30 protein-coding genes are annotated in these 25,687 nt (G+C 47.6%); 11 read left to right on the top strand and 19 right to left on the bottom strand.

Annotated features, from left to right (window positions below; all coding sequences use genetic code 11):
- Positions 1 to 136 precede the first annotated feature (136 nt).
- The 4 genes from kynB to PJK55_RS10175 form a co-directional block, all read right to left on the bottom strand.
- Complete coding sequence (gene kynB, locus PJK55_RS10190) at positions 137 to 757, bottom strand: arylformamidase (RefSeq protein ID WP_271305708.1); 621 nt, start codon at positions 755 to 757, stop codon at positions 137 to 139.
- Between the two features lie 15 nt (positions 758 to 772).
- Positions 773 to 1,612 carry a tryptophan 2,3-dioxygenase gene (gene kynA / locus PJK55_RS10185; RefSeq protein WP_074035540.1) on the bottom strand — a complete coding sequence of 280 codons (840 nt, stop codon included), beginning with the start codon at positions 1,610 to 1,612 and terminating at the stop codon, positions 773 to 775.
- A 12-nt stretch (positions 1,613 to 1,624) separates the two neighbouring features.
- Positions 1,625 to 2,899 carry a kynureninase gene (gene kynU, locus PJK55_RS10180; protein WP_271305707.1) on the bottom strand — a complete coding sequence of 425 codons (1,275 nt, stop codon included), beginning with the start codon at positions 2,897 to 2,899 and terminating at the stop codon, positions 1,625 to 1,627.
- Between the two features lie 138 nt (positions 2,900 to 3,037).
- The gene (locus PJK55_RS10175; RefSeq protein ID WP_271305706.1) at positions 3,038 to 4,552 is read right to left on the bottom strand and encodes a glycine betaine uptake BCCT transporter; all 1,515 of its coding nucleotides are present in this window, start codon (positions 4,550 to 4,552) and stop codon (positions 3,038 to 3,040) included.
- Positions 4,553 to 4,685: 133 nt separating this feature from the next.
- Between PJK55_RS10175 and PJK55_RS10170 the strand changes: the two genes are divergently transcribed.
- Both PJK55_RS10170 and PJK55_RS10165 read left to right on the top strand, forming a co-directional pair.
- On the top strand, positions 4,686 to 5,534 hold the full coding sequence (locus tag PJK55_RS10170) for a Cof-type HAD-IIB family hydrolase (protein WP_271305705.1): 849 nt from the start codon (positions 4,686 to 4,688) through the stop codon (positions 5,532 to 5,534).
- 568 nt (positions 5,535 to 6,102) lie between these two features.
- A complete protein-coding gene (locus PJK55_RS10165; RefSeq protein WP_271305704.1) occupies positions 6,103 to 6,267 on the top strand; it encodes a hypothetical protein in 165 nt (54 codons plus the stop codon).
- Positions 6,268 to 6,284: 17 nt separating this feature from the next.
- Here the strand turns inward: PJK55_RS10165 and abc-f are convergent, their stop codons facing one another.
- Entirely contained in the window at positions 6,285 to 8,129 is a 1,845-nt protein-coding gene (gene abc-f, locus PJK55_RS10160; RefSeq protein ID WP_271305703.1) for a ribosomal protection-like ABC-F family protein, read from the bottom strand.
- A 325-nt stretch (positions 8,130 to 8,454) separates the two neighbouring features.
- On the opposite strand from abc-f, the gene PJK55_RS10155 reads away from it, so the two are divergent.
- Positions 8,455 to 9,354 carry a DMT family transporter gene (locus PJK55_RS10155; protein WP_271305702.1) on the top strand — a complete coding sequence of 300 codons (900 nt, stop codon included), beginning with the start codon at positions 8,455 to 8,457 and terminating at the stop codon, positions 9,352 to 9,354.
- 43 nt (positions 9,355 to 9,397) lie between these two features.
- Here the strand turns inward: PJK55_RS10155 and PJK55_RS10150 are convergent, their stop codons facing one another.
- The 5 genes from PJK55_RS10150 to PJK55_RS10130 form a co-directional block, all read right to left on the bottom strand.
- Positions 9,398 to 9,580, bottom strand: coding sequence for a hypothetical protein (locus tag PJK55_RS10150; protein ID WP_271305701.1), 183 nt, complete (start codon positions 9,578 to 9,580; stop codon positions 9,398 to 9,400).
- A gap of 13 nt (positions 9,581 to 9,593) precedes the next feature.
- The gene (locus PJK55_RS10145; protein ID WP_271305700.1) at positions 9,594 to 10,499 is read right to left on the bottom strand and encodes a Gfo/Idh/MocA family protein; all 906 of its coding nucleotides are present in this window, start codon (positions 10,497 to 10,499) and stop codon (positions 9,594 to 9,596) included.
- A gap of 64 nt (positions 10,500 to 10,563) precedes the next feature.
- Positions 10,564 to 11,286, bottom strand: a complete 723-nt coding sequence (locus tag PJK55_RS10140) for an anti-sigma factor (RefSeq protein WP_271305699.1) — start codon at positions 11,284 to 11,286, stop codon at positions 10,564 to 10,566.
- Positions 11,283 to 11,843 (bottom strand): RNA polymerase sigma factor, encoded by a 561-nt coding sequence (locus PJK55_RS10135; RefSeq protein ID WP_214744848.1) that lies wholly within the window; start codon positions 11,841 to 11,843, stop codon positions 11,283 to 11,285. Before PJK55_RS10135 ends, PJK55_RS10140 begins: the two co-directional genes overlap by 4 nt.
- Positions 11,844 to 11,912: 69 nt before the next feature.
- Positions 11,913 to 12,179: a hypothetical protein gene (locus tag PJK55_RS10130; RefSeq protein WP_271305698.1), complete on the bottom strand. Its 267-nt coding sequence runs from the start codon at positions 12,177 to 12,179 to the stop codon at positions 11,913 to 11,915.
- Positions 12,180 to 12,241: 62 nt separating this feature from the next.
- Here PJK55_RS10130 and PJK55_RS10125 point away from each other — a divergent pair, with 62 nt between their 5' ends.
- Complete coding sequence (locus PJK55_RS10125; protein ID WP_271305697.1) at positions 12,242 to 13,042, top strand: HAD-IIB family hydrolase; 801 nt, start codon at positions 12,242 to 12,244, stop codon at positions 13,040 to 13,042.
- On the opposite strand, the gene PJK55_RS15185 is transcribed toward PJK55_RS10125, so the two are convergent.
- Positions 12,988 to 13,293 (bottom strand): RNA polymerase sigma factor, encoded by a 306-nt coding sequence (locus PJK55_RS15185; RefSeq protein WP_442899504.1) that lies wholly within the window; start codon positions 13,291 to 13,293, stop codon positions 12,988 to 12,990. The genes PJK55_RS10125 and PJK55_RS15185 overlap by 55 nt on opposite strands.
- Before the next feature lie 155 nt (positions 13,294 to 13,448).
- Positions 13,449 to 13,664: a hypothetical protein gene (locus tag PJK55_RS10120; protein ID WP_271305696.1), complete on the bottom strand. Its 216-nt coding sequence runs from the start codon at positions 13,662 to 13,664 to the stop codon at positions 13,449 to 13,451.
- Between the two features lie 128 nt (positions 13,665 to 13,792).
- Here PJK55_RS10120 and PJK55_RS10115 point away from each other — a divergent pair, with 128 nt between their 5' ends.
- The 4 genes from PJK55_RS10115 to PJK55_RS10100 all read left to right on the top strand — a co-directional run bounded on the left by PJK55_RS10115 (position 13,793) and on the right by PJK55_RS10100 (position 16,275).
- Positions 13,793 to 14,026, top strand: a complete 234-nt coding sequence (locus tag PJK55_RS10115) for a hypothetical protein (RefSeq protein ID WP_214744842.1) — start codon at positions 13,793 to 13,795, stop codon at positions 14,024 to 14,026.
- Complete coding sequence (locus PJK55_RS10110) at positions 14,023 to 14,223, top strand: hypothetical protein (RefSeq protein ID WP_271305695.1); 201 nt, start codon at positions 14,023 to 14,025, stop codon at positions 14,221 to 14,223. The genes PJK55_RS10115 and PJK55_RS10110 overlap by 4 nt, the downstream gene beginning before the upstream one ends.
- A 150-nt stretch (positions 14,224 to 14,373) precedes the next feature.
- A complete protein-coding gene (locus tag PJK55_RS10105) occupies positions 14,374 to 15,834 on the top strand; it encodes a UDP-N-acetylmuramoyl-L-alanyl-D-glutamate--2,6-diaminopimelate ligase (RefSeq protein ID WP_271305694.1) in 1,461 nt (486 codons plus the stop codon).
- Positions 15,835 to 15,930: 96 nt separating this feature from the next.
- The gene (locus tag PJK55_RS10100) at positions 15,931 to 16,275 is read left to right on the top strand and encodes a general stress protein (protein ID WP_074035567.1); all 345 of its coding nucleotides are present in this window, start codon (positions 15,931 to 15,933) and stop codon (positions 16,273 to 16,275) included.
- Between the two features lie 67 nt (positions 16,276 to 16,342).
- Here PJK55_RS10100 and PJK55_RS10095 read toward each other — a convergent pair whose 3' ends face one another.
- A complete protein-coding gene (locus PJK55_RS10095; RefSeq protein WP_271305693.1) occupies positions 16,343 to 17,335 on the bottom strand; it encodes an MDR family oxidoreductase in 993 nt (330 codons plus the stop codon).
- A 143-nt stretch (positions 17,336 to 17,478) separates the two neighbouring features.
- Between PJK55_RS10095 and PJK55_RS10090 the strand changes: the two genes are divergently transcribed.
- On the top strand, positions 17,479 to 17,901 hold the full coding sequence (locus PJK55_RS10090) for a hypothetical protein (protein WP_271305692.1): 423 nt from the start codon (positions 17,479 to 17,481) through the stop codon (positions 17,899 to 17,901).
- Between the two features lie 18 nt (positions 17,902 to 17,919).
- On the opposite strand, the gene PJK55_RS10085 is transcribed toward PJK55_RS10090, so the two are convergent.
- From PJK55_RS10085 to PJK55_RS10070, 4 genes are all read right to left on the bottom strand, one after another.
- A complete protein-coding gene (locus PJK55_RS10085; RefSeq protein ID WP_271305691.1) occupies positions 17,920 to 18,129 on the bottom strand; it encodes a hypothetical protein in 210 nt (69 codons plus the stop codon).
- Between the two features lie 82 nt (positions 18,130 to 18,211).
- Entirely contained in the window at positions 18,212 to 18,919 is a 708-nt protein-coding gene (locus tag PJK55_RS10080; RefSeq protein ID WP_271305690.1) for an SDR family NAD(P)-dependent oxidoreductase, read from the bottom strand.
- A gap of 11 nt (positions 18,920 to 18,930) precedes the next feature.
- A complete protein-coding gene (locus PJK55_RS10075) occupies positions 18,931 to 19,320 on the bottom strand; it encodes a GNAT family N-acetyltransferase (RefSeq protein WP_271305689.1) in 390 nt (129 codons plus the stop codon).
- Positions 19,317 to 20,357 carry a serine hydrolase domain-containing protein gene (locus PJK55_RS10070; RefSeq protein WP_442899503.1) on the bottom strand — a complete coding sequence of 347 codons (1,041 nt, stop codon included), beginning with the start codon at positions 20,355 to 20,357 and terminating at the stop codon, positions 19,317 to 19,319. The genes PJK55_RS10075 and PJK55_RS10070 overlap by 4 nt, the downstream gene beginning before the upstream one ends.
- A 147-nt stretch (positions 20,358 to 20,504) precedes the next feature.
- Here PJK55_RS10070 and PJK55_RS10065 point away from each other — a divergent pair, with 147 nt between their 5' ends.
- Positions 20,505 to 21,404, top strand: coding sequence for a sensor domain-containing diguanylate cyclase (locus PJK55_RS10065; protein ID WP_271305687.1), 900 nt, complete (start codon positions 20,505 to 20,507; stop codon positions 21,402 to 21,404).
- Between the two features lie 21 nt (positions 21,405 to 21,425).
- Here the strand turns inward: PJK55_RS10065 and PJK55_RS10060 are convergent, their stop codons facing one another.
- Positions 21,426 to 23,204, bottom strand: a complete 1,779-nt coding sequence (locus PJK55_RS10060) for a solute:sodium symporter family transporter (RefSeq protein WP_271305686.1) — start codon at positions 23,202 to 23,204, stop codon at positions 21,426 to 21,428.
- A gap of 188 nt (positions 23,205 to 23,392) precedes the next feature.
- Between PJK55_RS10060 and PJK55_RS10055 the strand changes: the two genes are divergently transcribed.
- Positions 23,393 to 24,010 carry a hypothetical protein gene (locus PJK55_RS10055; protein ID WP_271305685.1) on the top strand — a complete coding sequence of 206 codons (618 nt, stop codon included), beginning with the start codon at positions 23,393 to 23,395 and terminating at the stop codon, positions 24,008 to 24,010.
- Between the two features lie 64 nt (positions 24,011 to 24,074).
- On the opposite strand, the gene mgtE is transcribed toward PJK55_RS10055, so the two are convergent.
- On the bottom strand, positions 24,075 to 25,433 hold the full coding sequence (mgtE, locus tag PJK55_RS10050) for a magnesium transporter (RefSeq protein WP_271305684.1): 1,359 nt from the start codon (positions 25,431 to 25,433) through the stop codon (positions 24,075 to 24,077).
- Between the last annotated feature and the right edge of the window lie 254 nt (positions 25,434 to 25,687).

Raw genomic sequence — 25,687 nt, 5'->3', positions numbered from 1 at the left:
TTGAATACCGTATACATTTTGAGTTTTATGTACAACAAAAAGACGCGGATTCTCGAAAAGTAAAGAGAATCCACGTCTTTTGAAAATAGTGCATTTACTTTTATTCCAATTTTCGTGCTGGTCCAAAAAAACTGATTTACATGGGGCGAAGCAGTGCACGAACGGGACTTCCGTCACCTTCGACGATTGGGAGCGGGACGGCGTTCAAGTCATAATCTCCCGGCAAAATGTCGTCTAGGACGAGCCCTTCTAATATATGGACACCATTTCGTGCTAACGCATGATGGGCCCCCATCTCTTTACTGTCAATCGCATCAACGGAAGGCAAGTCGAGTCCGATTAAAAAGATTCCGAGTTCTCCGAGACGATCGGCAAGAGACGGCGTCAGTTCAGGAATCGTCTCTGGGAAGACGCTCTTATCTGGCCAACCATCTGTCTTCAAAATGAGGCGTTCGACCCCGGTCAAGTCATGACCATCTAAATCAGATGCTTCAATTTTTGTCTTATGCGGCATATGAATGACACGGGCTGGGCCGATATAAAGGGAAGGGTCGAGGTCGATGACGCGCTTCCCGTGGTCGTCAAAGTGAAACGGGGCATCGATATGCGTCCCGACATGTAAACTCATCGTCACTTTCCCGACATTCACTGAACCGCTCTGTGCCATCGGCCAAGCGATCTCGTACGAAAACTTCGTGTCTCCCGGCCATGTCGTCACATCGGCATGAAGCGGTTGGGATACATCAATCCATGTCATTTCGTTCAGCTCCTCTTATAATGATGTCCGGACCGTCCAAAGCTCCGGGAAGAAACGATGATCGAGCACGCGGCGCAAGTAGTTCACACCGGACGAGCCCCCTGTCCCCATCTTCTGTCCGATGATGCGTTCTACGGTACTCATATGGTTGAAGCGCCACATCTGTTGTTGGCTCCCGATATCGAGTAGTTTTTCACCGAGCTCATACAAATCCCAATACGTGTCGACATCGCGATAGACCTCGACCCATGCCTTCTCGACACTCTCGTTCCATTCCCAGTCCTGCGTGACATCTCGTTCGAGCACGCTCGCATCAATCGGAAGACCACGGCGATGCATCTCACGGACGGTCACGTCATAAATGCTAGGTGCTTGAAGCGAGCCTTCGAGAAGCGGATACAGTTTTTCATCATGCGCATAGACGCTGAGCGTCCGTGCGTTTTTGAAGCCGAGCGCGAATTCGATCTGTCGGTTTTGGTAAGACTGAAAACCAGATGAAGAGCCGAGTTGGTCTCGGAACTCTAAATACTCGGCCGGTGTCAATGTCGCGAGGACGCCCCATGACTGGATGAGTTGCTGCTGAATCTTCGAAACGCGAGCGAGCATCTTAAATGAGCGCTCGAGCTCTCCGTTCGTGATGGCCGTCGTGGCTGCCGTCAATTCATGCAAGATGAGTTTCATCCATAACTCGCTCGTCTGATGGATGATGATAAAGAGCATCTCATCGTGATGGTCGGAAAGGCGATGCTGGCTTGATAAAATCGGGTCGAGCTGGAGGTAGTCCCCGTACGACATATCTTTAGAGAAGTCGGTTTGAATCGTTTTTTCCACTTTATGTTCCATACGTTCACTCATGACAATTCCCCCTTATGCGACCACTTCGCGGACGTTCTCGAACGCCTCATATTCTTTGTCATCCATGATTTTCTTCAACGTCACGATCACGTCGTACACGTCGGTAAACGTGTTATACAATGCGACGGGTGCGAGGCGGATGATGTTCGGTGCCCGGAAATCAGGAATGATGTGATGCTTTTTCAATGCTTTACAGATGCGTGCCGCCTCTGGGTGCTCGAGGCTCAAGTGGGCACCGCGTTGACGTGTGTCCGTCGGGCTTCCGATGAAGAACCCGTGTGGTGCGAGCATGTCTTCAATCAATTCCATCATATATGTGGTGAGGGCGAGTGATTTTTGACGAATCGCTTCCATTCCGACCTCGTTAAACATCTCGAGGGCACCGAGTTGCGGAGCGAGGCTCATGACGTGTGGCGTCCCGATTTGGAATGCGCCGGCATGTTCAGCCGGTGTCATCGTATGGTCCATATCGAACTGCTTATCTTTGCGTGAACCGAACCATCCAGCGAGTCCTGGTGTCGTGCCGAAGTGACGTTCATGTACGAATAAGCCGCCGACCGTCCCCGGACCGCCGTTCAAATGTTTATAGTTGCACCAGTAAGCGAAGTCGACACCCCAGTCGTGGAAGTCGTGAGGGATGGCACCGACGGAATGACAAGCATCAAACCCGATCAAAATACCACGCTCGTGCGCCGCTTTCGTCAGACGCGGCATGTCTAAAATCTGACCGCTCCGATAGAGGACAGTCGGCAATACGATCAGGGCGATCTCGTCGGTCATCGCAGCAATCAAGTCGTCTTCTACTAAGAAGCGCCCATCCGGACTGTCGACTTGAACGAGATGCTCCGAAGGGTCGAGTCCACGTAGTTCGAGCTGACTCTTCAAAGCATAAATGTCAGACGGGAATGTGAGGGCGTCTGCTAAAATTTTCGTGCGTTTGCCTTCTGGTTTAAAGAACGAAGCGACGAGTTGATGTAAGTTCACGGTCGTCGAACCGGTGACCATCACTTCTTCTGGCTTTCCACCGATGAGCGGCGCATTCAGTGCGGCCAACTCTTCAGACAAGTTGAACCAAGGATGACGACCGGACATCCAGCCGTCAATCCCGAGTTCTTTCCAGTCCGCAAGCGATTCAAGGAGCGTGCGCTCGGCTCGTTTCGATAAGAGCCCGAGTGAATTCCCATCCATATAAATCCCGTCTTCCGGTAAATAAAATTCTTCCCGATAAGATGCGAGCGGGTCTTGTTTGTCTAGTTGTTGTGCGTAAGCACGTGTGAAATCGTTCATATCCCCATTTCCCCCTTCATGCTGTGTACGTTGTCAAAATCGTAGCAATCGGTCATGAGGAAGTCAACAAACAACGAGATGTCGGCGAGACAAACTAAAAAACGCTCAAGCGTGATCTTGAGCGTTTAGAAGTGTAGCTTATTTTATTTTTCGTACATTCTCTTGTCGGAGTAGCTTGAATAGTGTGAAGACCATCAACAAAAGGATGATGGTAAACGGCAAGGCGGAAATCAACGATGCGGTTTGAAGTCCTTCTAAGCCGCTCGCAATCAATAGAACGGCGGCGATGCCTCCTAACAAAACACCCCAGGCGATTCGAACGGGGAGGGGAGGATTCAAGCTTCCGTTTGTCGTCATACTACTGATGATATAAGTAGCGGAATCGGCCGATGTGATCAAGAACGTCAAAATCAAGAGAATCGACAACACTGAAAGAATGAAACTGAACGGAAGCTCGGCAAACGTTACAAACAACGCGCTCGTCACGTCCGCATTGACGGCTTCGGCGATAGAAGTCCCTTCGAACAAGTCTAAATGGAGGGCAGTGCCGCCGAACACGGCAATCCATAAGAGTGCGATGAACGGAGGAACGATGAGGACACCGACGATGAACTCGCGAATAGTCCGTCCTCGTGAGACACGCGCGACGAACGCTCCAACAAACGGTGACCAAGCAATGGCCCACGCCCAGTAAAAGATCGTCCAATCTCGGACCCATGTCCCTTGCTGATACGGTTGTAGACGCAGACTATAGCGAATGAAATTTTGTAAGTAGTCACCTAAGCCAAGGGTAAGAGTCTCTAGGATGAAGATGGTTGGACCGGCAAAGAAGACAAACACCATCAACACGAGTGCAGTCCCTAAGTTGATGTTACTCAACCACTTGATGCCGCGATCGAGCCCCGTCGTCGTCGATGTTAAAAAGAGGACAGTCAAGACGACGATGATGGCGACCTGCATCCAAGCGGTGTTCGGAAGCCCGAATACACTGTTCAGTCCGCCATTGATTTGTAGAACGCCTAAACCAAGTGACGTCGCGACACCCATGACAGTGGCGATAACCGCTAAAATATCAATCGTCTGGTTCAACGGTTGTTTGTACGGGCGTTCTTTTATAAGCGGTGAGAGACTAGTCGAGATGAGTCCGTCCGCATTACGACGGAACTGGAAGTAGGCGATAATCAGTCCGACAATCGCAAAGACGGACCATTGACTGACACCCCAATGGAAGAACGAATAGGCCATCGCAAGACGTGCCCCTTCGACCGTCAGTGCCTCCGTATCCGCGTATGGTGGCGTGAAGAAATGGCTCATCGGCTCGGCAACACCCCAAAAGACGAGTCCGACACCGAATCCAGCGGAGAATAACATGCCGATCCAAGTGAAGAACGGATACTGGGGACGGTCGTCATCTTTCCCGAGACGGATTTTTCCGTATTTACTAAACGCTAAAAAGACTAAAAAGAGCACAAACAAGAAGACGGACAGTAAATAAAACCAACCGAACGAGCGAGTCGTAAAGTTAAAAATGGATCCTGCGATTGAAGCGAATGTCGTTGGTGCAATCGCTCCGAATAGAACGAGTAAGGCGATCAAAGTTGCTGAAATATAAAAGACGCGATTCAAATGTGGCTTTTGTGTAGAATCTTTCATAGATGTCTCCTTTCAAAAAATATTATGTAGCCCTAATAAACCGTTCCCTAATCTCCACATTGCAAACAGGGGGCGCGTTTTATCGTGTTGTGGATAGGTGAATCGGGAAAAGAACCAAAGAGGAGGGAATGCTATGAAATTGATTGCGATTGATTTAGACGGGACGCTGTTATCGCGCACGGGTGTGATTACAGAGGCGAACCAGGAAGCGATTCGTCGTCGACAAGAAAATGGTGATATCGTCGCCATTTGTTCAGGACGCTCCATCCATGATATCGAAGAACTGTTGAAGCGGAGTGACCTCGTCTGTCCGATTTTGTCCGGTAACGGAGCGATTGGCTTTTATGAGAACGAGCGAATTTACTATCATGCGATGGACCAGACAATCGTAAATGAGCTATGGGAAATCGCAAAAGCGGACGATGCGTACGTCGAATTTTATACGAATGCAGGCGTGAAAGTGCTCCGTTCAGGAAGCGATTTATTGAAGCGAGAACTCGATGAAGTGTTGCCGCACGATCAATCATTTAGTCGTGAATGGGCAGAACGTGAGATTGAAATTCAAAATGAACAGTTTGGTCTGACATATATGGACTCGATGGAAGACATCGAGTTTGCACGAGATGAAGTGTACAAAGTATTTGTCTATTCGTTCGATCGCCAAAAGCTACATCGCTTGCGCAAAGTGTATGAACCACGGAACGACATTTTGATTACGACAGCGGGTTGGACGAAAATTGAGATTGGGCATCCTCATGCAAGTAAAGGAGCGGCGCTTAAACAGTTAGCAGAGCATTATCAGATTTCGATGCGTGATGTCGTTGCCATCGGAGACAATTTGAATGACGTGTCGATGTTTGAAGTAGCAGAGACAAGGATTGCGATGGGGAATGCCGTGGACCCGCTAAAAGATTTGAGCACGCATATTACCAAAGATGTGGAAGAGGACGGGGTCGCTTACGCGCTGACGCATTATGTATGAATCGGATTATGGAGAAATCGTGAACGAGGATTGAATCTCGCTTAAAACGGATATTGTATACATGTAACCATTCACTTTCTGAAATGAGTCGGGGGACAGGGAGGCACTTTCGTCACCTGTAGCTGATGGCAGAAAGCGGTTGGGAAAGTCCATGTGAGCGTGAATCGTGTATTCCAAACGATGATGCGTCGGCCTCTGCTTGCCATACGAGAAAGCATACCAGACAGACTGTTTGTATAAGGAATTCCACATGATCCGCGCAAGAAGTGGACAGCATAGGTGCCAAGTCCTGTCGTGCCCATTCAATCCAAATGTCTACGAGTCACCTGTCCGATTTCATTTCGTTTAAGGCAAGACGACTAGTGAGCCAATAGACAATGAACCGATTCGAATGATGCGTCACGCTGGCTTGGACATCTCTAGTCAAACCAAATCATAGATGGGACGGTCAATCGAGCGGGGCTTGGTTGGATGAAAGTCCGGGGACTAGAGAATCAAGAAAAGCGCCGAGTGAGGGCGCTTTTCTTGTGGTATCCTATTGGATGAATGCAACCGATGGAGGGATCATATGCCAAAGCTATATTGGTTGGGGACGTTCCTTAGTGGAATGATTCTTTTGACCACGGGAACGATGGAAGGTCTTTATCGTATACTCCCGATTGGGTTGATGGCCATCGCGGTCATCGGCTATCTCATACAGACTGGATTTGAGCAAAAGAAGCGGCATCCTTGATGGGGTGCCGCTTCTCTTTATAGGGATTCGAGTAAACGTGTCATCACGTCATCGATTTCGATTTGCAGTGCATCAACTTGTCGTTGTAGCACCATCAATTCATCGAGGTCATCCAATTCATTCATTCGTTGGAGCAGTGCCCGATGTTCTGCCTCTAATCGGGTCAGGTGAGCTTCCTCGTCAATCGTAGATGGTGCGGATTTCGTCTGCTTCACCGATTTCGATGGTTTAACGTGTTCGGTAATAGGTTCATCTTTCGATTCCTGTCCACGTTTGTCGAGGGCATAAGCGACATTACCTTCAAACCGCGTCATCGTCCCGTCGAGCCAATACGTGATGGGAAACAATTTATTTAAGAAGTAGCGATCATGGGAGACGGTAACGACCGTTCCGGGGAAACGTTCGAGCGCTTCTTCAAGTGCCTCTCTCGATTCGATATCAAGGTGGTTCGTCGGCTCGTCTAAGACGAGGACATTGATTTCTTCATGGACGAGAATCGCAAGCATGAGGCGCATCTTCTCCCCGCCGCTTAAATTTGAGACAGGTTTAAATACACTCGGACCATAGAACAAAAACTGAGCAAGGAGATGTCTCGCTTTTCCTTCATCGACCGCGATTCGGTCTCGGAACGCTTCAATCAACCGATGCGACTCATCGAAGATGATGTGTTGTGATAGATAACCGATTTTGGCTTGGTCAGCTCGCTTTACGGTTCCGGCTTGCGGCACGACTTCACCGAGCAATATCTTCAACAGCGAAGACTTCCCGCTCCCGTTCGGTCCGACGATGGCGACGCGTTCTCCATGCCCCGTGTAAAAATGCACGTCTTCAAATAGAGGACGATCATAGGCGAGTGTCACGTCACTCACTTCGAAGACGTCACGTCCAGTTCGTCCGTTCGTCGTGAAGTGGATGTTCGGTTGGTCAGCTTCGAGTTGTGGTTTCTTGATCCGCTCGATTCGTTCAAGAGCCTTTTCCATCGATTTGGCGCGACGATAGAACTTTTCATTCGGTGGATGACCTTCGTTGGCCCATTGCCGTAACTGCCGAATCGTTTCTTTCATCTTTTTAATCTTCTTTTGTTGCTCGGTATAGGCATGGAACTGATCGAGCAATTGTTTTTCTTTTTGAGCGACGAAATCGGTATAGTTTCCGGGATAACTCGTCAATTCACCGTCTTCACACTCGACGATTCGCGTGGCGACCGCATCCAAGAAAACCCGGTCGTGGGACACAATCAGGAGCGCTGAATCGTAATCCTGTAAATAGGATTCGAGCCACGTCATCGCTTCTAAATCCAAATGGTTCGTCGGTTCATCCAAAATGAGTAGCTCTGGCTCTTGAAGAAGCGCCAAGGCGAGACCGATTTTTGTAAGTTCCCCGCCGCTCAACGTATCGAACGGTTGGTCCACGAATGAGGTCAGCTTCAACCCGTCAATCATCGCACTGATTTTTGACTCGTAGACGTAGCCGCCCGCATGTTCGAATTGCGCTTGGACCGTCCCGTATGTTTCGAGAAGACGTTCGAGCTGTTCAGTCGTCGCCATCTCTTCCTCGAGGCGAGACATCTTCTCGCGAAGGCGAAGGACTTCCTCGAAGGCGGTCTGAAGGACATCGCGTCCACTGTTTCCGGGATAGTCGGGAAGCTGGACCAAATAGCCGATGGAGAGTCGTTGCCGACGGTAAATCGTTCCGGCGTCATGCTCTTCAGAGCCGACGATCATGCGTAACAGTGTTGTTTTACCGCTGCCGTTCCGACCGACGAGCCCAACTCGTTCGCGTTCATTGATCATTAAATTCGCATCTGTGAGAACGGCGTGACCACCGTATTGTTTTTGAATGTGTTGTAAATCGATTAACATAATAGGTTCCTCCTGAGATCAGGGCCTATCAAAAAAACCGAGCGCAAAGAAGCGCTCGGTTTAGAGAGAGAGGCGCTTTGTCGTATATTCAGCAATGTCTAAAAAAGGACAGACGGGTCCCTTGATTAAGCGACATCGTGAAAAATCGCACGCAAAATGTACAAATGTTCAGTTGTCCAATGCGTACGGTCGACAAATTTCACCTTTCTCCCTCCTTTCATTCATCTATGTCTTGATTGTAAGCGTTTTTCTTACGACTGACAATGAAAATAAAGGAAATGGACGCAAGGACGTCGTATATAGTCGCCATTGAGGAGGCGAAAGCATGAGGAAAGAATGGCTAGGAGCACTCAGTTTGACACTTGCGGCGAGTATATGGGGCGGGATGTATGTGGTCAGTAAGTATGCGCTCGCTTATATTGAACCGTTCACGTTTGTATGGTTACGATATGCCGTTGCATTTATGGTCCTATTTGTTGTCTGGCTTCGGTTTGGACGGGAGCGGATTCGACGGACAGATTGGAAATGGATTGGACTCGTCGGTGTCATCGGGTACGTCGCTTCGATTTCGTTTCAATTTATCGGAACGAAGCTATCGGATGCGCATACCGGATCTCTCGTGACCGCAGCGACGCCAGCGTTCATGGTCTTATTCGCTCGAATCCTATTAAAGGAGCGATTGACTCCAGTCAAAATCGGGGCGCTCGGACTGGCGACGGTTGGTGTTCTTATTGTGGTCGGTTGGGAAGGGGAAGGGACGTATCGCGTAGGTAGTTTTATACTCGTATTGGCCGCCGTGACGTGGGCGCTCATGTCGATTTACGTGAAAATCGGGACACAGACCTTATCGACGTTGACACTGACGACGTTTGCAATTGGAGTCGCTTGGGTGTTGATGACCCCTTTGATGAGTATGGAGGTCATGCAAAACGGCTTTCCGGAATTGAATGGTGTTCTTTGGCTCAGTGTCCTATATATCGGTGTCGTGTCGACGGCAGGGGCGTTCTTCTTTTGGAACAAAGGGCTTGAGTTGATGGATGCGAGTGTCGGGTCACTCTTTTTCTTCTTCCAGCCTTTGGTTGGAGGGACGCTCGGATGGCTCATCTTGAATGAGACGCTTCATCTGAATTTCTTTATCGGTGCCGGTTGTATCATGACGGCCGTGACGTGGTCGACGCTCGCGGAACGGCGACAACAACTGCCCATTTCAGAACGAAATCTTTGACGACAAAACGGTCGCCCTCATGTTTAGAGGGCGACCGTTTTTATTAAAATCCATGATGCTCGAGCTTCTCTTGTTCGCGTTTCATTTCGAGTTGAAGACGTTGGATGGCGAGCTTCTCTTCTTCAATTTTTAGGCGACGCTCTTCGACACTTGATTTCTTCATCTTGATGATTGTATCTGAACCGATTGCGGCGACAACAATGACCATGACCATGATATAAACCACACATATTCCTCCTTTATGCGAATAACTTCGAAACAAGCCGCTGCGTTTCTAGCGCAGCACGACCGTCTGTTTGAATGGGTGTATCCTCGATGAGCGCTGAAATGAAGTGGTCGATTGCCCCTTGGAATCCACGTTGGGTAAGTGTCGGGTCCCACGATCCGAACGTCTCCACTTCATGTCGTCCATCTTTGAAGCGATGTAGCGTGACCATCTCGTCAACGGATAGTCGCTCTCCGTCACGGACGATGGTGACATGCTCATGGTTCGCTCCGGCCGAGCGATGCATCGATGTCGTATGCATCCCATGCTCGTCTTGCCACACATGACGGGCGAAGCGAAGTTCTTGCTTGTCATTGACCTCGAGTTGACCAGAGATGAGTCGAAGCTCGTTTCCGGCGAGGAAGCGTAACGTATCAACGACATGCAAATAATCGTCGAGTAGGGTGAACATCGCATCCTGTGGACCAACATCGTTCTCCCGATGTTTCACCACATCGATCATATGTGAAGGTGATTCTTGTTGGAGACGTCTATACATCGGGGCAAAGCGTCGATTGAACCCGACCATCAATTTGCGGCCGAGTCGTTCGGCTAGTTCGACGAGTTGTTCCGCCTCATCCAATGTTGCGGCGAGAGGCTTATCCACGTAAACATCGACCCCACGTTCTAGTAAATACGAGACAACATCATAATGGGTTTCAGTTGAACTATGTACGAATGCCGCATCGACCGATGAGGCGAGTTCCTCCAACGTGTCGAACGAGGTCATCCGATACGTTCGGCAAATCTTTTCCCGCTTCGATGTGTTCGGAGAAAATGCACCGATTACATCAATGAGGGGGTGGTTCGCAAGGATTGGTAAATACGCTTTTTGGGCGATGTTTCCGAGTCCGACAATCCCGATTTTAGGTTTTTGCATCCCATTCACTCCTTTGGTCCATCATAACAAAAAAACCGGACAGCATATGTGTCCGGTTGAAGGATTAAAGGCTAGCACTTAACACGATTTCGCCTTCTGGTGTCTCGTTGCCACGATTCGGTTCTTTTGTGACGGCGACTGTATCCCAGTCGACATCGACTTCATCCGAGTCGAGCGTATAGATGACCGTCCCGTTACCCTTATCGTCTGTGACGAAGGCACCGGTAGGAATTGGGGAACCATCTTTTAACAGCCACACTTGGTACACTTCATTGTCGTCGAGTGAGCTTAAGCCGTTCGTTTGAACAATCAATTGTGTTGTACCATCCTGTTCTGCAAGATAAGCGGTTCCTTCAGACTCACCTTCAAGTGGAATCGATTCGGTCAGTGCGATGCCAGGTGAATCGGGTTGATTGGTAAGCAGATACCCATTTCCAATCAAAGAGAGCAGGAGTGCCGCTGCGAGCGTAACCACTCCCCAGACAGGTACTTTCCGTTCTCGTTTCTGTTTGAAGGGTGTGACAGGTGGAATAGATTCAGATGTCACGGGCGATGGGACAGGTTCATTGTCTTCTTCTTCGAATACACGATCGAGGACACGTGCTTTCATGCCTCGGGGTGGTTCAATCGGAGTAGACAAGAACGCGACGCCACCGACAAGTGCTTCGAGTTGCTCGAGCTCTTCTTGACAATCTTTACACGATGCTAAGTGTTGTTCGAATTTCTCTCGTTCATCTTCCGGTAGATGTTGGTTGAAATAGTCAATCAATTGGTCGCATGCGTTCATTGTTCTACCTCCTTTCCGATGAATTCATGGGATAACTGTTTCCTCAGTTGCTTCAGCGCTAGTCGAATCCTTCCTTTCACTGTACCAAGCGGGATACCACATGCATCAGCAATCTTTTGCTGACTTAACCCTTGGAAGTACATGAGTCGGACGACTTGCTGTTGTTCGGCCGGCAGTGTCGCCATGGCCGTCTCGATTTGAGCGCGTTCTTCTTGCCACTCCACTTCTTTTTCAACAGATGGTGACTCAGAAGGAATGGCTTCAGCATAAGATTCGTCTAGTTGTAAATCAGGTTTCCGCTTTCGAATCAAGTCGATGGCCACGTGACGGCTCATCGTAAAGAGCCAAGACCTGAACTTGCCTTTCGAATCATCATAGACGCCACCGCCGCGCCACAACTTGATAAATACTTCTTGCATGGCTTCTTCGGCTAAGTCGCGATCTTTTGTCAGCTGTAAAACAAAAGCATATAAAATTCGTTCATACCGATCATACAATATTTCGAGCGCTTCTTTGTCTTTTTGCCGGACACGCTCGTATAATTCTAAGTCAGTCATAACATACTCCTTTGCGCAGAAGGGATGTCCCTTGTATTGATCTAACGTACAAAACAGAAAAATGGATGACTATTTTGTGTGACTATTTATTGAACACGTAGATGATGGGATTGGAAGTTTCGTATAAATGAACAATCGTAATTTCTCTGAAAGCGTATAGGTGATCACACTTAACCCGACCGCCGTCACGAGCATCAATCCGATCGCGATTAAGGAAGAGCTTACCGTCGCCCAAAAGAAATACGAGCGGATGCCAAAAAGAAAAGCAAATACAATGAAAAATCCTGTAATCAGGCTACTCATTTGGCAATAGGTTTGAGCGATACGTTGAATCATAAGATGCCTCCTTTGTTTCATTGTACTATAGGAGAAAGAGAAAACGATAAGGAGACGATAGAATGAGACGATTTACATACGAAGGGCGTACACTCATTTGCTTTGATTTTGATGAAACGTATTTTCCCCATGCTTGTTTACCGACTCAATTGGAATCCGTCCGTCGGCTCGAAGATTTTTTGGAACGACATTCGTCAAACGTGTCGACGATGTGGGTGACGGGTAGCTCGCTGGCGTCGTTACACAAAAAAGTAAAACGGGCGAATTTTCGCTTTTGGCCTCATCGAATTGCCTCGAGTCTCGGCACAGAATTATATCGAATCGAGACGGACGGAACATTCATTGAGGACGAGGTCTATCAAGAACTATTTCCGAGCGATTTTGTATCACGTGTGGAACGCATCGTGTCACAGACAGGACAGATGCGTATTCAATTAGATGAACAGCCGGGGAACGGGATGAGTTCTTGGATTCGAAGTTACTACGCCCGCGACCAAGTCGGGTCATGGAGAGAAACGATTCGGATGCTGACAGATTCAGCTGGCATCGCAGTCAATATCAGTCAATGTAATCCGAACGCAGGTGATCCGGCTGATGCATTTGATATCGATTTTTACCCGATCCATGCCGGGAAAGTCTCAAGTATTGAATATGTATGTGCCACTTCTTCTTTTGTACGAGAAGATACATATGCTTTTGGAGACAGCGGGAACGACATTGGCATGCTAGCATATGTCGGTAACGGATATTTAGTGAACAACGCGACCGAACAGGCGAAGCGGTTACATTCAAAGGTGACAAAAAAACCTTATGCGGAAGGTATTTTAGAAGTGCTCGAGGCGGATGTTTCTTCGTTCATCTGATAAATGATGTGTTCTAAAGAACGAATCAGGGTTACACGAACGGTTTCTGTATGAGGTTCGAATTTGAGACGTTGTTGCCAGACACGACAAAATAAATCAGTCAAAGCCGCTTCTGCAGTTGCAGGGCGGTTATTTAAATGAAGCGCGTATCGATAGAGTAAGTTTTCATAACGGGCATATAAGTGTTCTAGGGCTTGTCGATTTTTTAAACGAATTTGATCGATTAGGCGCTCGTCGAGTGTAGGAAGCATATGCAACTCCTTTCGTATGAAATGAAGGTTCAACAGTGAAAAACGAGGAACTTTACTTAGATAAAGCATCCTTTTTCTTATTTCACTAATTTGAGGTCATTCAAACAAAAAGAATGTCAAAATACATGGTGAAATATGCAATCTACTTCTTCCATCTAGAACGTGTGATAACAATTCGGACAAGTTTGTGCGTCTCCCGGTGCGCGTTTAAAGGATGTTTTACAATTCGGACAAGTGACGGTCTCGCTCTGTTCATTGAACAAACTGCCACGGTTGAATAAAATGTTTCGAAGGTTGGGTAATGCCAGTGCGGCGAAAATCATCGCGCCGAATAAAAAGGCAGCTAAAACGAGTAATAAAACGTAGGTCATCGTCTTCTTTCCTTTCCTGTTGAATTTCTTCCATCATAATCGAAATTTACATATGCGAACAGCTTATCAATAGAAATGAGAACAAATGTTCTGTATACTTATACTAAATAAAAGGAGGGGAAAACAGGATGAGAGAAGAATTGTTACGATGGATGCGTTCGGGTCTGGTTACAGAAATGGTATATGTTGATCGACATGGAGTGTTTTCGAAGCGGCGGGTCAAATTGATTAAAGTGCAGGGAGAACATGTCGTGGCGTGGGATTTGAATAAACGGGCCAGACGAACATTTCGAATCGAACAAGTTCTTGCCTGTCTTCCCATCAACGAACGATTTAGAAAGCGGAAGGTGGAGATCGGATGATTGCCTTACCGAAATTAGCTGCACCAGCCAAAAGAGCTTTGATGTCAAAAGGAGTCGATTCCTTAGATGACTTGTCTCTTTATACGCGTCGTGAAGTAGAGAATTGGCATGGCGTTGGTCCTAATGCCATCCACGTCCTGCAAAACGAGTTAACTAAACATCATCTAGCATTTAAGGAAGAGAAACCTAGTACGTGAATGAAACGTCTAGGTTTTTTTCATGAAGTGATTGCTTTTCATTGAAAACGGGAAGTAATATATTTGTCATCTCAATTGCCGTTAAAATCTAGTAACATGACGATAAGGTTTATACACCTAGCGACACCCATGAGAAAGGACGTACACAGCATGAGAACGAAACGCTTATCCGCCATTTTACAAAATGAGATGGATGACATGAAGCTTGATCCATGGGTGACCGGAGTCGAAACGGACTCCAGAAAGGTCAGTTCAGGGAATGTCTTTATTTGCATTCGCGGCTACACAGTTGACGGACATAAGTTTGCGGAAGACGCCGTGGCGAATGGTGCGAGTGCGGTCATCTCAGAATATCCACTCGATCTCGATGTACCGAATGTGGTTGTTGCCGATACGAAACAGACGGCAGGAGAGGTTGCAAGTACTTTCTATGATCATCCGTCTCATCGGATGCGCATATATGGTGTGACAGGAACGAATGGAAAAACAACAACAGCGACATTGACATATGATTTGTTACGCCTTTCAGGACAACGCGCCGGAATCGTCAGTACGATTGGTGCCCGTTTCCACAATCAAACGATTGAAACGGCCAATACGACCCCAGAAGCCGTCGTCTTACATCGTATTTTAGCGGATATGGTCGATGCAGGTGTCACGGACTGTGTACTTGAAGTGTCATCTCATGCATTGATGGAGGGACGTGTGGCCGGAATTCACTTTCATGCGGCCGCATTTACGAATTTGACGCATGATCATTTAGATTACCATCGTTCGATGGATGAATATGCTCGTGCAAAAGCACGATTGTTTGAACAGGTAGAAGTGACGAATGGAGACGCAATCGTGTTAAACGCGGAGGATAAGGCGAGCCGAGTCATGTCCGAGTTTGCACCGACACGCCAAACCATTATGTATAGTACATCAGAGCAAATAGAGGCCGACATTCAAGTCATCTGGCGTGAAGATACGGTTCTTGTTCATATGAAAGAATTTAAGCTAGAAGTTCCCGTCCGGTTTATGGGCGCATTCAATGCGTCGAATTTGGCAGCAGCAATCGGACTTGTCTCCACTTCTGACATGGCACTTCGAACGATTGTCTCGAACGTACCGGGACTTACGTTGCCAAAAGGACGTCTCGAACGTCTTGATACAGAAGATGCTGAAATTTTTATTGATTACGCACACACTCCGGACGGTCTAGAGAAATGCTTATCCACGTTACAACAAGACGACCGATCTCTTGTCGTCGTCTTAAGTGCGGCGGGAGACCGCGATCCGACGAAACGTCAAGACATGGGTCGCATCGCGAGTCAATATTCAAACGACGTGATTGTTACTGTACATGACGTGCGTATGGAAGACCCGAAACAAATCATTGGCGATTTAGTCAAAGGGATCCAGCCGAACGTGAAGTACGTGACATTCGAAGCGAGAGAAGATGCGCTTCGCCATGCGGCGATGCAGGCGTTAAAAGGGAAACGAGTCGTGGTCGTCGGCAAAGGACACGATCACATCGAGCGGATTGGTCGACATTCGATTCCGTTCAATGAATCAGATATTCTATTGGAAGAATTGAAAAAACAAAAAGGGCAGGAACCTGCCGTTTAACAAAACGATGACGTTTGTCATCGTTTTTTAATGTGTGAAAAATGACGAGGAAGGTAATACATAATAGTGTAGTAGAATTGAAGGAGGAGAATAGACATGTCAGTTTTGTACAAAGAATTTACAAATGATGAAGAAGTCGTAACCGCCGTTCAATCGATGAAATCAAATGGGATAGATGAATCCAACATCTACGTCATCACACATGACGATGACAGAAGTAAACGTGTTGCGGACAACGCGGATGCGAACACCGTTTCTGCAAGTGACGTCGGCTTGGGGACAGCCGCTAAAAACATGTTCCGCAAAAAAGGGGACGAACTTCGTGCTGAGTTCCAGGAACTCGGCTTCACGAAAGAAGAGTCGGAACGTTTAGAAGAAAAACTAGACAAAGGAAAAGTGCTCGTCGTTGTGAAAGACGCACCGGCTGGCTTTACCATCTAATTCCACGCCATGGAGAATAGAGAGAAAAGAGGCTGAATCGCGAGCGATTCAGCCTCTTTTGATGTGCTTAGCGCAGACGGACGACGGTGCGACCGCTCAACTCGCCGCGCATCATCGCTTCGGCATGACGTGGAACGTCGTGTAGTGGAATCTCATGAATCATGTCATTCAACACTTTCGGATCAATGAGTTCCTCAAGGCGTTCCCATGCGTTCGTACGGCGTGCCATCGGCTGCATGACCGAGTCGATTCCAATCAGTTTCACCCCACGAAGGATGAACGGATAGACACTCGTAGGCAATTCGGCGCCACCGACGAGCCCGCACGCGGCGACAGCACCTTCATATCGGGTTTGACTCAAGATGTTGGCGAGGGTATTCCCACCAACCGAATCGATGGCGGCATCAAAGCGTTGTTTAGCCAACGGACGAGCAGGTCCTTCTAATTCGCTCCGATCGATGATGGTCTCGACACCGAGTGAGCGTAAGTATGGTGAATCCGTTTTACCAGTCGAGGCGACGACATGATAGCCGAGACGACGAAGCAACGTAATCGCGAAGCTTCCGACACCACCTGTCGCGCCTGTGACAAGTACTTCTTCCCCAGGGCGAACGCCAGCATGTTCAAGAGCGTCAATGGAAAGCATGGCTGTGAGTCCAGGAGTCCCGATTGCGATGGCATCCCGCATGTTCATCCCTTTCGGTAATTTGACGAGCCAGTTACCGGGCACTTGGGCGTATTGACTGAAGCCACCGAAATGACGTTCCCCGATCCCGAAACCAGTGGCGATGACTTCGTCCCCAACTTTGATATCCAGATGATCCGATTCGATAACAATTCCAACGAATTCACATCCTGGAATGAATGGATAATGGCTCACGATTTTGCCCGATGTGGTTAATCCGAGCGCATCTTTATAATTCAATGCGGAGTAGTGGACTTCCACCAAGACGTTCCCATCCTCTTCTTTCGGAAGGACGTCGGCTTGTACTTCTTTTACTTCGGCATGAAGGTGTTCATCGTGCTGGTCGAGCACGAGTGCTTGGAATGATTCATTCATATGCGTAACCCCTTTTCCTTTGTGTGTCTTCACTCTATCAGTCTTTCCCGTGAGAAATAAAATATATGCACGAATCTTTAGGGAGAATCGGGTAGAGAGTGGTACAATAAAGGGGATTCAAATTGCGTAAGGAGGAATGTAGTATGCGGCACGATGACTATGAGTTTGACGATGTAGAAGTAGAAGAAGGCGAATTGTTCAACGTATACGATATTCTCCCGCCAGACGGAACAATCCTCGAGATGGCGACCGCTGAAGAAATGGTTCGGGCGGCCGAGTTAGAAGCGAAGCATCATGCGCTTCAACGACTTCAGGACTCAAACTTCCAGCTAACAGGTGTGTCGTTTAAAGAACTTCTGACAGAATTTGAACGGTTTGAGCAAGAGTCAATGGAGTTTTGGACAGGGGTTTATAACCGGTTACGCATTCCTTGGGCGTGGACGATTCGGATTGATGTGGCCAATGGTCCGATTCACGTCGTAAACGATCGCGATATCTTTATCGACGAAGACGACTTCGAAGAATACGATGTCGATGATTTATTAGATGAATACGAAGAAGATTGAATCAAAAACGTCTTTCCCTCATTCAGATGGGAAAGACGTTTTTTTGTCGTGAAGCAAGTCATGACGAACGCGACTTAATTCGGTCGATCCGAATAACAATCCGACGCTGCACAAAATGGAAACCCCACTCACCATGGCCCCGACGACGGCAGTATCTCCAATCATCGTAAACGACATAGTGAGACTGAACAGTCCAAATAATAATAATCCTCCGGCGATTGTTTTCATATCATCCACCCTTTCACGTGTCTATGCATGTAGTGTAGACGGTTTAACGAGAAAAGGGTGGTTCTATTTTTAACCTGGTAAATTATTTGATCAAGTCATAGATTGAATACGTCTTGCCATTTTCAAGGGGAAGGTCAACCAATTGTTCAGCGAATACACGCGCGACCGTCTCGGGAGAACGCAGTCGTCCTTCCGTCTCGTACGCACGGAACTGTTCAAGGTCGGCGAACGCCTCTTCCGAAGCAGAACGAATTTCCGCCTGCATCGACGTATCCATCACACCAGGATTAAAGAGCGCCGCGCGGTGTGGTGTTCCTTCCAGTTCTAGCGCTAGCGTCTCTGTGAAATGATCGAGTCCAGCTTTCGTGCCGCAATAGGCGCTCCAGCCTGAAATCGGACGTTTGGCCGCACCAGACGTCACGTGAATCAACTCGGACGGTTTGTTAAAAGAGAGAACCGCATTCGCTAACAGCATTGGTGCGAGCAGGTTGGCGTGAACATGAGCGGTCACTTTCTCCCCATCCAACTGTCCGACACGATGAATCGGTTCGATCCATGCTGCATTTTGAACGAGAAGGATTGAATCTGCACTCTCTAATAGCGGAGTGATTTCTTCGATGGTTGTTCCGATTCCAGAGACGTTCGAAAGGTCGACTGACAGCTGTTGATACGTAACGTCTTCTGCCTGTGAGCGTGAGAGTCCGACCACTTCATAACCTCGAGATTGGAGTTCTTGGGCGATCGCGCGACCGAGACCACGCGATGCGCCTGTGACGAGAGCGAGTTTCATATATATTCCTCCTATTCGTGAATGGTTTTTCGAAATCCGTAGAACGGACGGAATCGTAGTTTTTCGTAATATGTGTGCGAGGTTTGACTCGCCAACAGTTCGATGCGCGTTGTTGGGTATCGTGCGTGGATATGTTGGAGCAGCTGTCCACCGAGCCCACGTTTTCGATATGCGGGAGCGACCAATAATTCGCAGACGAACAAGGTTACTGTCGTATCGGTCAATCCACGCAAATAAGCGACAATCTCCCCATCTTCAGACTCCATGACATAAGTGACGTTGGATTGACGCCATGCCTCACGGGTCAACGCATCACGTTCCACCAATTGGCTCCAACCTTCATCGTGATTGAGTTGTTGAATCGAGTCAAAGTCTGATTCTTTATAGGCACGAATATTCATACAAGTGGTTCTCCAATCTGTGTTTCAATTTGTTTCATGACGTCAAACGCCCCATCTGATTGATTTGAACAAATGACCGAGATGGTATCGATTTCTGGATAGTAACCAGAATGGAAACTGACACCAGGGTCATAGCCCATCACGTGATATTTATAGACGTCCCCCGATGCATGATGTTGAATCCAAATCCCGTATCCATAACTGCGACCTCGGTCATTGACCGTCACATGCGGTGTGAGAAGAAGGGACGTGGAGGAGGCATCAAGAAGCTGATGTGAAAACAACGCCTCCCAAAAACGAGTCATATCTTGAACGGTCACATATGCGCCGCCATCTGCCCCGCCTTTAATCGGAATCGCATATTGATTCGTACGCCATGAGCCGTCCGAATGATCGATATAGCCGAGCGCCGTTTTGGCGGGTAAGGCATCGAGCGAGAAATATCCGGAATCGCTCATGTTGGCAGGTTGAAAAATCGACTGTTCGACGTAATCGGTGAAAGATTGCCCGGTCACTTCCTCGACAATCAACCCTAACAGAATATACCCGGCATTATTGTAGGAGAATCGAGAACCTGGTTCATCCTTCATCGTTTTTTGTTGAAATAGCGGTAAAAAATCATGGACTTGTTGAAGTCGATACATCGGAACATCACGCCACAACGCTTCGAAGTCGTCAGAGACGGACTCATCAAAATAGTCCGGGATGCCTGACGTATGGGTCAATAGCTGATGGATTGTAACTTCTGAGGATATATAGGGCAGGTCGAATGTCTGAAACGAATCAAGGGAAGTCGAAAAAGAGAGTCGACCTCGTTCGACTAACTGACAAATAGCGATTGCTGTGAACAGTTTGCAACCGGAAGCGATTCCGAACCTCGTCGCGACTTCATTTTGAATCTGTTCTGAGCGATTAGCATAGCCAAAGGATTGATGAATAGACGTATCCGCGTTGGTGACGGAATAGACACCAGAGAATGTTTCGTCCACCGTCAGATGCGTGATGTTTTGCAAAAGAACCTCCAATTGTTGAGTCATCAAGTACTTCGACTATATCACGTCTAAATGGTCCATCCATAAATTTACTCAATATTCAAAAAAACATTTACCAAATAACAGGAATTGAGACAGGTGTCTGACCTCGAACGTGGTACGATATGGGCGAACAGAGAGGAAGTGTATTCAATGACGCTATTCTTTTTAGGGATACTCGTTGGATGTTTGATTGCTTTGTGGCTACATAAACGTCAACGGCCACATCCACAGACGCTTTCGTTCATGCATTTCGGGAACCAAACGAAAGATGTCATCTATATTTTTGAAACGAAACCAACGTGGCGTTTTCGGTATATTAGTCCTTCTTTAGATTTATATCTAGGGGAAGGGACCGTCATGCGTAGTTATTCGAATGCGCAGGAATGTTTCCGCAGAATCCATCCGGACGATCGACGATTGTTGCTGGACAAAGTGTTGGGGCGCGTCGACTATGAAGAAGCAATTCTTCAGCGGTGGCGGACGAATGAAGGCACCTATGTATGGTTTGAAGAGTATACGACCCCGATCTATGAGAACGGTGAGATTGTGGCGGTGCAAGGTGTGATTCGGAACATCGAGGCGGCCATGACCGAGCGTGAGCGTCTTCTGTATGAAAGTCGTCATGACAGTTTGACGGGTGTCTTCAATCGTCGGGCGTTTGAAGAGACAATCGGTCAAGCGGAAGGGCTGAATAGCGTCGGAATCATCGTCATCGATGTGAATGACTTGAAAGTCGTGAACGATCAAAAAGGACACTCTGCCGGTGATGGTTTATTGAAGCGTGTCGGTAACCTCCTTCAAACCATCGAGTCCTCTGTCTATCGGATTGGAGGAGACGAGTTCGTCTTGTTTCTTCAGATGATGTCAGAAGAAGCATGCGAGAAGATGGTTCATGAGATCGAAACGACATGCCGAGAAGAGGAAATTTCAGTGGCCATCGGGTTGGCTTGGGCATCTCATCCAGAATCAATCGAAGTACTCTGGCAAGAAGCAGATGATGCGATGTATGAACAAAAGCAGCAACAAAAAAGAGATCTTCTTGACGTTTAGTTCAAGAAAATCTCTTTTTCGTTAACTACTCGCTTCCTCTACTTCAGGTGGTTCTTCACCTAAGTTATTGAGATAACGTTCATATCGTGCGAGTCCATAGCGATAAGATGCCCAAATCAGAAGGGTCGTCACGGCAATGAGTCCAACCGTCAATGGAGCGAACCATCCGGAAACAATCCCATCCGCGTAGGCAAGTCCAATTGGTGAAAAGACGAGATAGACGAAAATCATCGAAGCGACAAGCAAGATTGAAGTCGATAACGCGTGACGCCATGGTTTGACTCGTCCGAGCTCGATTCGAATCGGATTCGCTTGGAGCATCGGTCGTACGCGAGCGAAGATGAGCATGATGGCTGTCTCAACGACGAAGAGGATACCGTAAATGTGAATAAAGTTAATCCCGATTTCCACACCGAACCATTGTTCTGTCCCCCACACGAGGAAATAGTAAGCGATGACGTGGAAGAAAACGACGGTCTTCGCGGCAATCGGGGGAACTCGTTTGACGAGCATACCGATCAAGACGATGACAAGAATCGGGATGTTGAAGAAGCCTGTAAAACGACGAATCAAATCCCATAATCCATCTGGTGCATACATGAGATTCGGGGCGACAAAGAAAGAGACGAGCGCCACGAACGTGCCAAACCATTTGCTGACGCGAATTAAATCTTGGTCAGAAGCATTCGGCTTGAACTTTGGTTTATAAATATCGAGGACGAATAGCGTCGCGATACTATTTAACAGTGAGTTAAATGAGCTGAACACAGCACCGAGTAAGACGGCAAGGAAAAAGCCCATGAGCCACATTGGAAGTAGTTCGGCAATCAAGCTCGGATACGCTAAATCGGCTTTCTCGACGTTCGATCCATACAAATGGAAGGCGATGACGCCAGGTAAGAGCATAAAAATGGGAACAAGTAGTTTTAAATAACCCGTAAAAAGTACTCCTTTTTGTCCCTCTGCCAAGTTTTTTGCGCCGAGAGCGCGTTGAATCACGTATTGATTGAGTGCCCAGTAGAACAAGTTCGCAAAAATCATCCCCGTAAAAATGGAGAGGAACGGGACCGAGTCATTGGCCGAGCCAATGGCGTTCAATTTTTCGGGATTCGTCGTCGCAATCGTCTTCATCCCGTCCAAAAGATTCCCGTCACCTAGTGCGAGGAAGCCAAGCGTTGGAACGAGGAAGCCGATGATGATGAGACCAATCCCGTTTAGCGTGTCGGAAACGGCGACCGCGCGAAGCCCGCCGAAGATGGCGTAAATCGCCCCGATGATTCCGATGAACCAGACGACAATCCAAAGAGACTGTTCAAAACTGATGCCGAGAAGGGTAGGTACGTCGAATAGTTGGAGGACGGCTAATCCTCCTGAGTACAGCATAGACGGAATCGTCACGCACATATAGCCGAGTAAAAACAGCAGGACGGTCAATCGACGAACGTCCTCATCATAGCGTTGACTTAGAAATTCAGGGATGGTCGAGATCCCGATGCCAAGAAAACGCGGTAGTAAAAAAAGCGCCATGATGATGGCTGCAATCCCGGCCGTGACTTCCCAAGCCATTGCCGACATATTGCCGGCGAACGATTGACCGTTCAAACCAATCAATTGTTCAGCAGACAAGTTGGTCAAGAGGAGCGAACCTGCGATGAAGAGGCCCGTCAATCCGCGACCAGCCAAGAAATAATCATCGGCACTTTCGACTTTTCCTCGCGTCATGCGATATGAGACGTAGGCGACGAGTGCCATGAACAAAGCACCAGTCACGAGTATGTAGAGTACTTGCTGAATCGTCATAGAATCCCCTCACTTCTTAACTTATGTTTTATATGTATTTTTAGGAAATACCCTAAAGTGTAAGAAGGTAGTCCTTTTATCTTGATGGAATAATAAAAAGTCATGGACTGGGGCATAAATGAATTGAGCTACCGTTGTGATTAGAAAATCAAAAGAGTTAAATAGATGAATCGGTAGGAGGAATCTTTTTGAAAAAGTGGATGATTGGAATATTATCTGTTGCAGCGGTAGCAGGTTATGTCATGTTTAGCGAAATGCTGAGAGAAGAAAACACGAGTGATTTGGCTGTGACCGAAAGCTTCCGACACATAAACGATTTAGCTACACGCTCGCCGGTCGTCATCGTCGGCAAAGTGAGCAGTCACCCGAGATCTTTTGAATATCATTCGGTAGCTTTTTTTGAATCAGATATTCACGTGCAGAGCATCTATCGAGACGTGAGTCAGGAACTGAAGCAAACCGATACAATCACCCTCTTACAAAATGATATGGAAGAAGATTCGCTCGTCAAAGTAGGAGAGAACGTCCTCTTGTATTTACAAAAATACGAGGGACCCGTGATTGAGAACGCGTATCGAATTGTCGGTCTACAACAAGGACATTTCAAAGTGAATCGGACAGGGACACTGACTTCGGTAGGAGAATCCAATCTTTATCAAGAAAGCGGGCGAAGTGCTGACTTGAGTAAACTAGAGACATTATTGAACGACAATCCTTATATGGCAGAATATAACGACGTGATGACGGATGAAGACATTGAAGCTTTCAACGAGACCCAAGAACGTCTGTTAGAGGAATCTCAATGATATAACGAGTGAAAGCGGCGCTGACGAAATCAGCACCGCTTTTTCGTGTGAACTTTTATAAATGTCATAGAAATTGGAGCATGGACGTCGCGACCGTGAAGTAGATGATGAGACCGAGGTTGTCCATCAGTGTCGTGATAAACGGTCCAGAGGCGACAGCGGGGTCTAACTTCAGGCGATTGATGAGAAGTGGGACAATCGTGCCAATCATCGTGGCGACACTGAGTGCTGCAAAGATGGAGACCCCGACAATGAAGCCGATCAACATGTTGTCATAAAGAATCGTGATGACCCCGAAAATGACAATCATACAAGCAATCCCTAAGATGATGCCCGTCCCGAGCTCGCGTCGAATCATCTTCATGACGTTCTTACGATTAATTGTGCCAAGCGCAATCGAACGAACAGCAACGACGAGTGACTGGGTGGCCGCGTTCCCGGCAGACCCCATGACAAGTGGCATGAAGACGGCGAGGAGTACAATCGTCTCAAGCGTGTCTTCGAAGCCACCGATTGTCGAGGCTGTGATCATTCCGAGAAACATGAGGCTGACAATCCATGGAGCACGTTTTTTTGCCGCCTCGAACGGACTCATGTTGATATCGGACGACCCCTTCGTTGCGGAAAGTTCTTCAAAGTCTTCTGTCGTTTCGCGCTCGATGACGTCTAACACATCATCTACCGTGATGATGCCGAGTAGCTTTTGCTTATCGTCGATGACAGGAAGGGCCAACAAGTCATACTTTTGGACAATCCGGGCCAAGTCTTCCTGGTCGGTCATGACGTTTGCCGAGATGACGCGGAACCCCATGATGTCCTCGATTTTTGCATCGAGTGGCGCGACAATCAAATCACGTAAGGAGACGACACCAACGAGTTGGTGCGCTTGGTCGACCACATATAAGTAATAAATCGTCTCAGCGTCTGGTCCGAGTTCACGTAACTCTTCTAAAGTCAGTCCGACCGTCTTGTTTGCTTGAAGGACGACGAACTCGGTCGTCATGAGCGCCCCGGCCGTCTCTTCCGGATATTGCATCAAGTCTTTGACTTCTTGCTCCTCGATATCGTCCATCTGCTCGAATAGTGTGTCCATGAACGCATCGGGTAGCTCCCGCATCAAATCGGCAGCGTTATCTGAATACATCTCATTTAAAATTCGGACAGCATACGGCTGAGGTGTTTCTTGAATGAATGAACACTGTTCATCTAACGTCAGCTTTTCAAAAAGGTCAGTAAATATTTCAGGTGAGATCGTTCGATACACGAACGCACGCTCATGCTGATCGAGTTCGATAAAATGATCGGCCTGCTCACCGGGGTGGAGGGAGAGGAAGAGGTCTTGAAAATCGACCGGGTCTCCCTTTTGAATCAATGTGCGAAGTGCCGCTTCATGTTCGTTGTATTCCATTTCTTCTATTTTCATATGTTCACATCCTGATCTTTCGCATTTTTCAGCTTACTCTACAGGTTTTAAAAAAAGTTTTTCGTCTTTTTTAGGAGGATTGTATTCATCATCCATACATCTCATTTCCCCTTGTCAGGACGCCGATTTTTCATGCATTGTTTGTTCATTCACAAAGGTGAAGGTTTATACATAGCTATGTGGAATCCCTAACAGGTGAACTGCCGGATTAGACATTCGCAAATTTGGTAAAGTGATAAGGTAAGGGTAGTCAC

Origin of the sequence: Exiguobacterium sp. MMG028 (assembly GCF_027947425.1) — a bacterium.
GTDB classification, from domain to species: Bacteria; Bacillota; Bacilli; order Exiguobacteriales; family Exiguobacteriaceae; genus Exiguobacterium; species Exiguobacterium aestuarii_A.
This window is presented reverse-complemented; position numbering and strand designations above follow the sequence as displayed.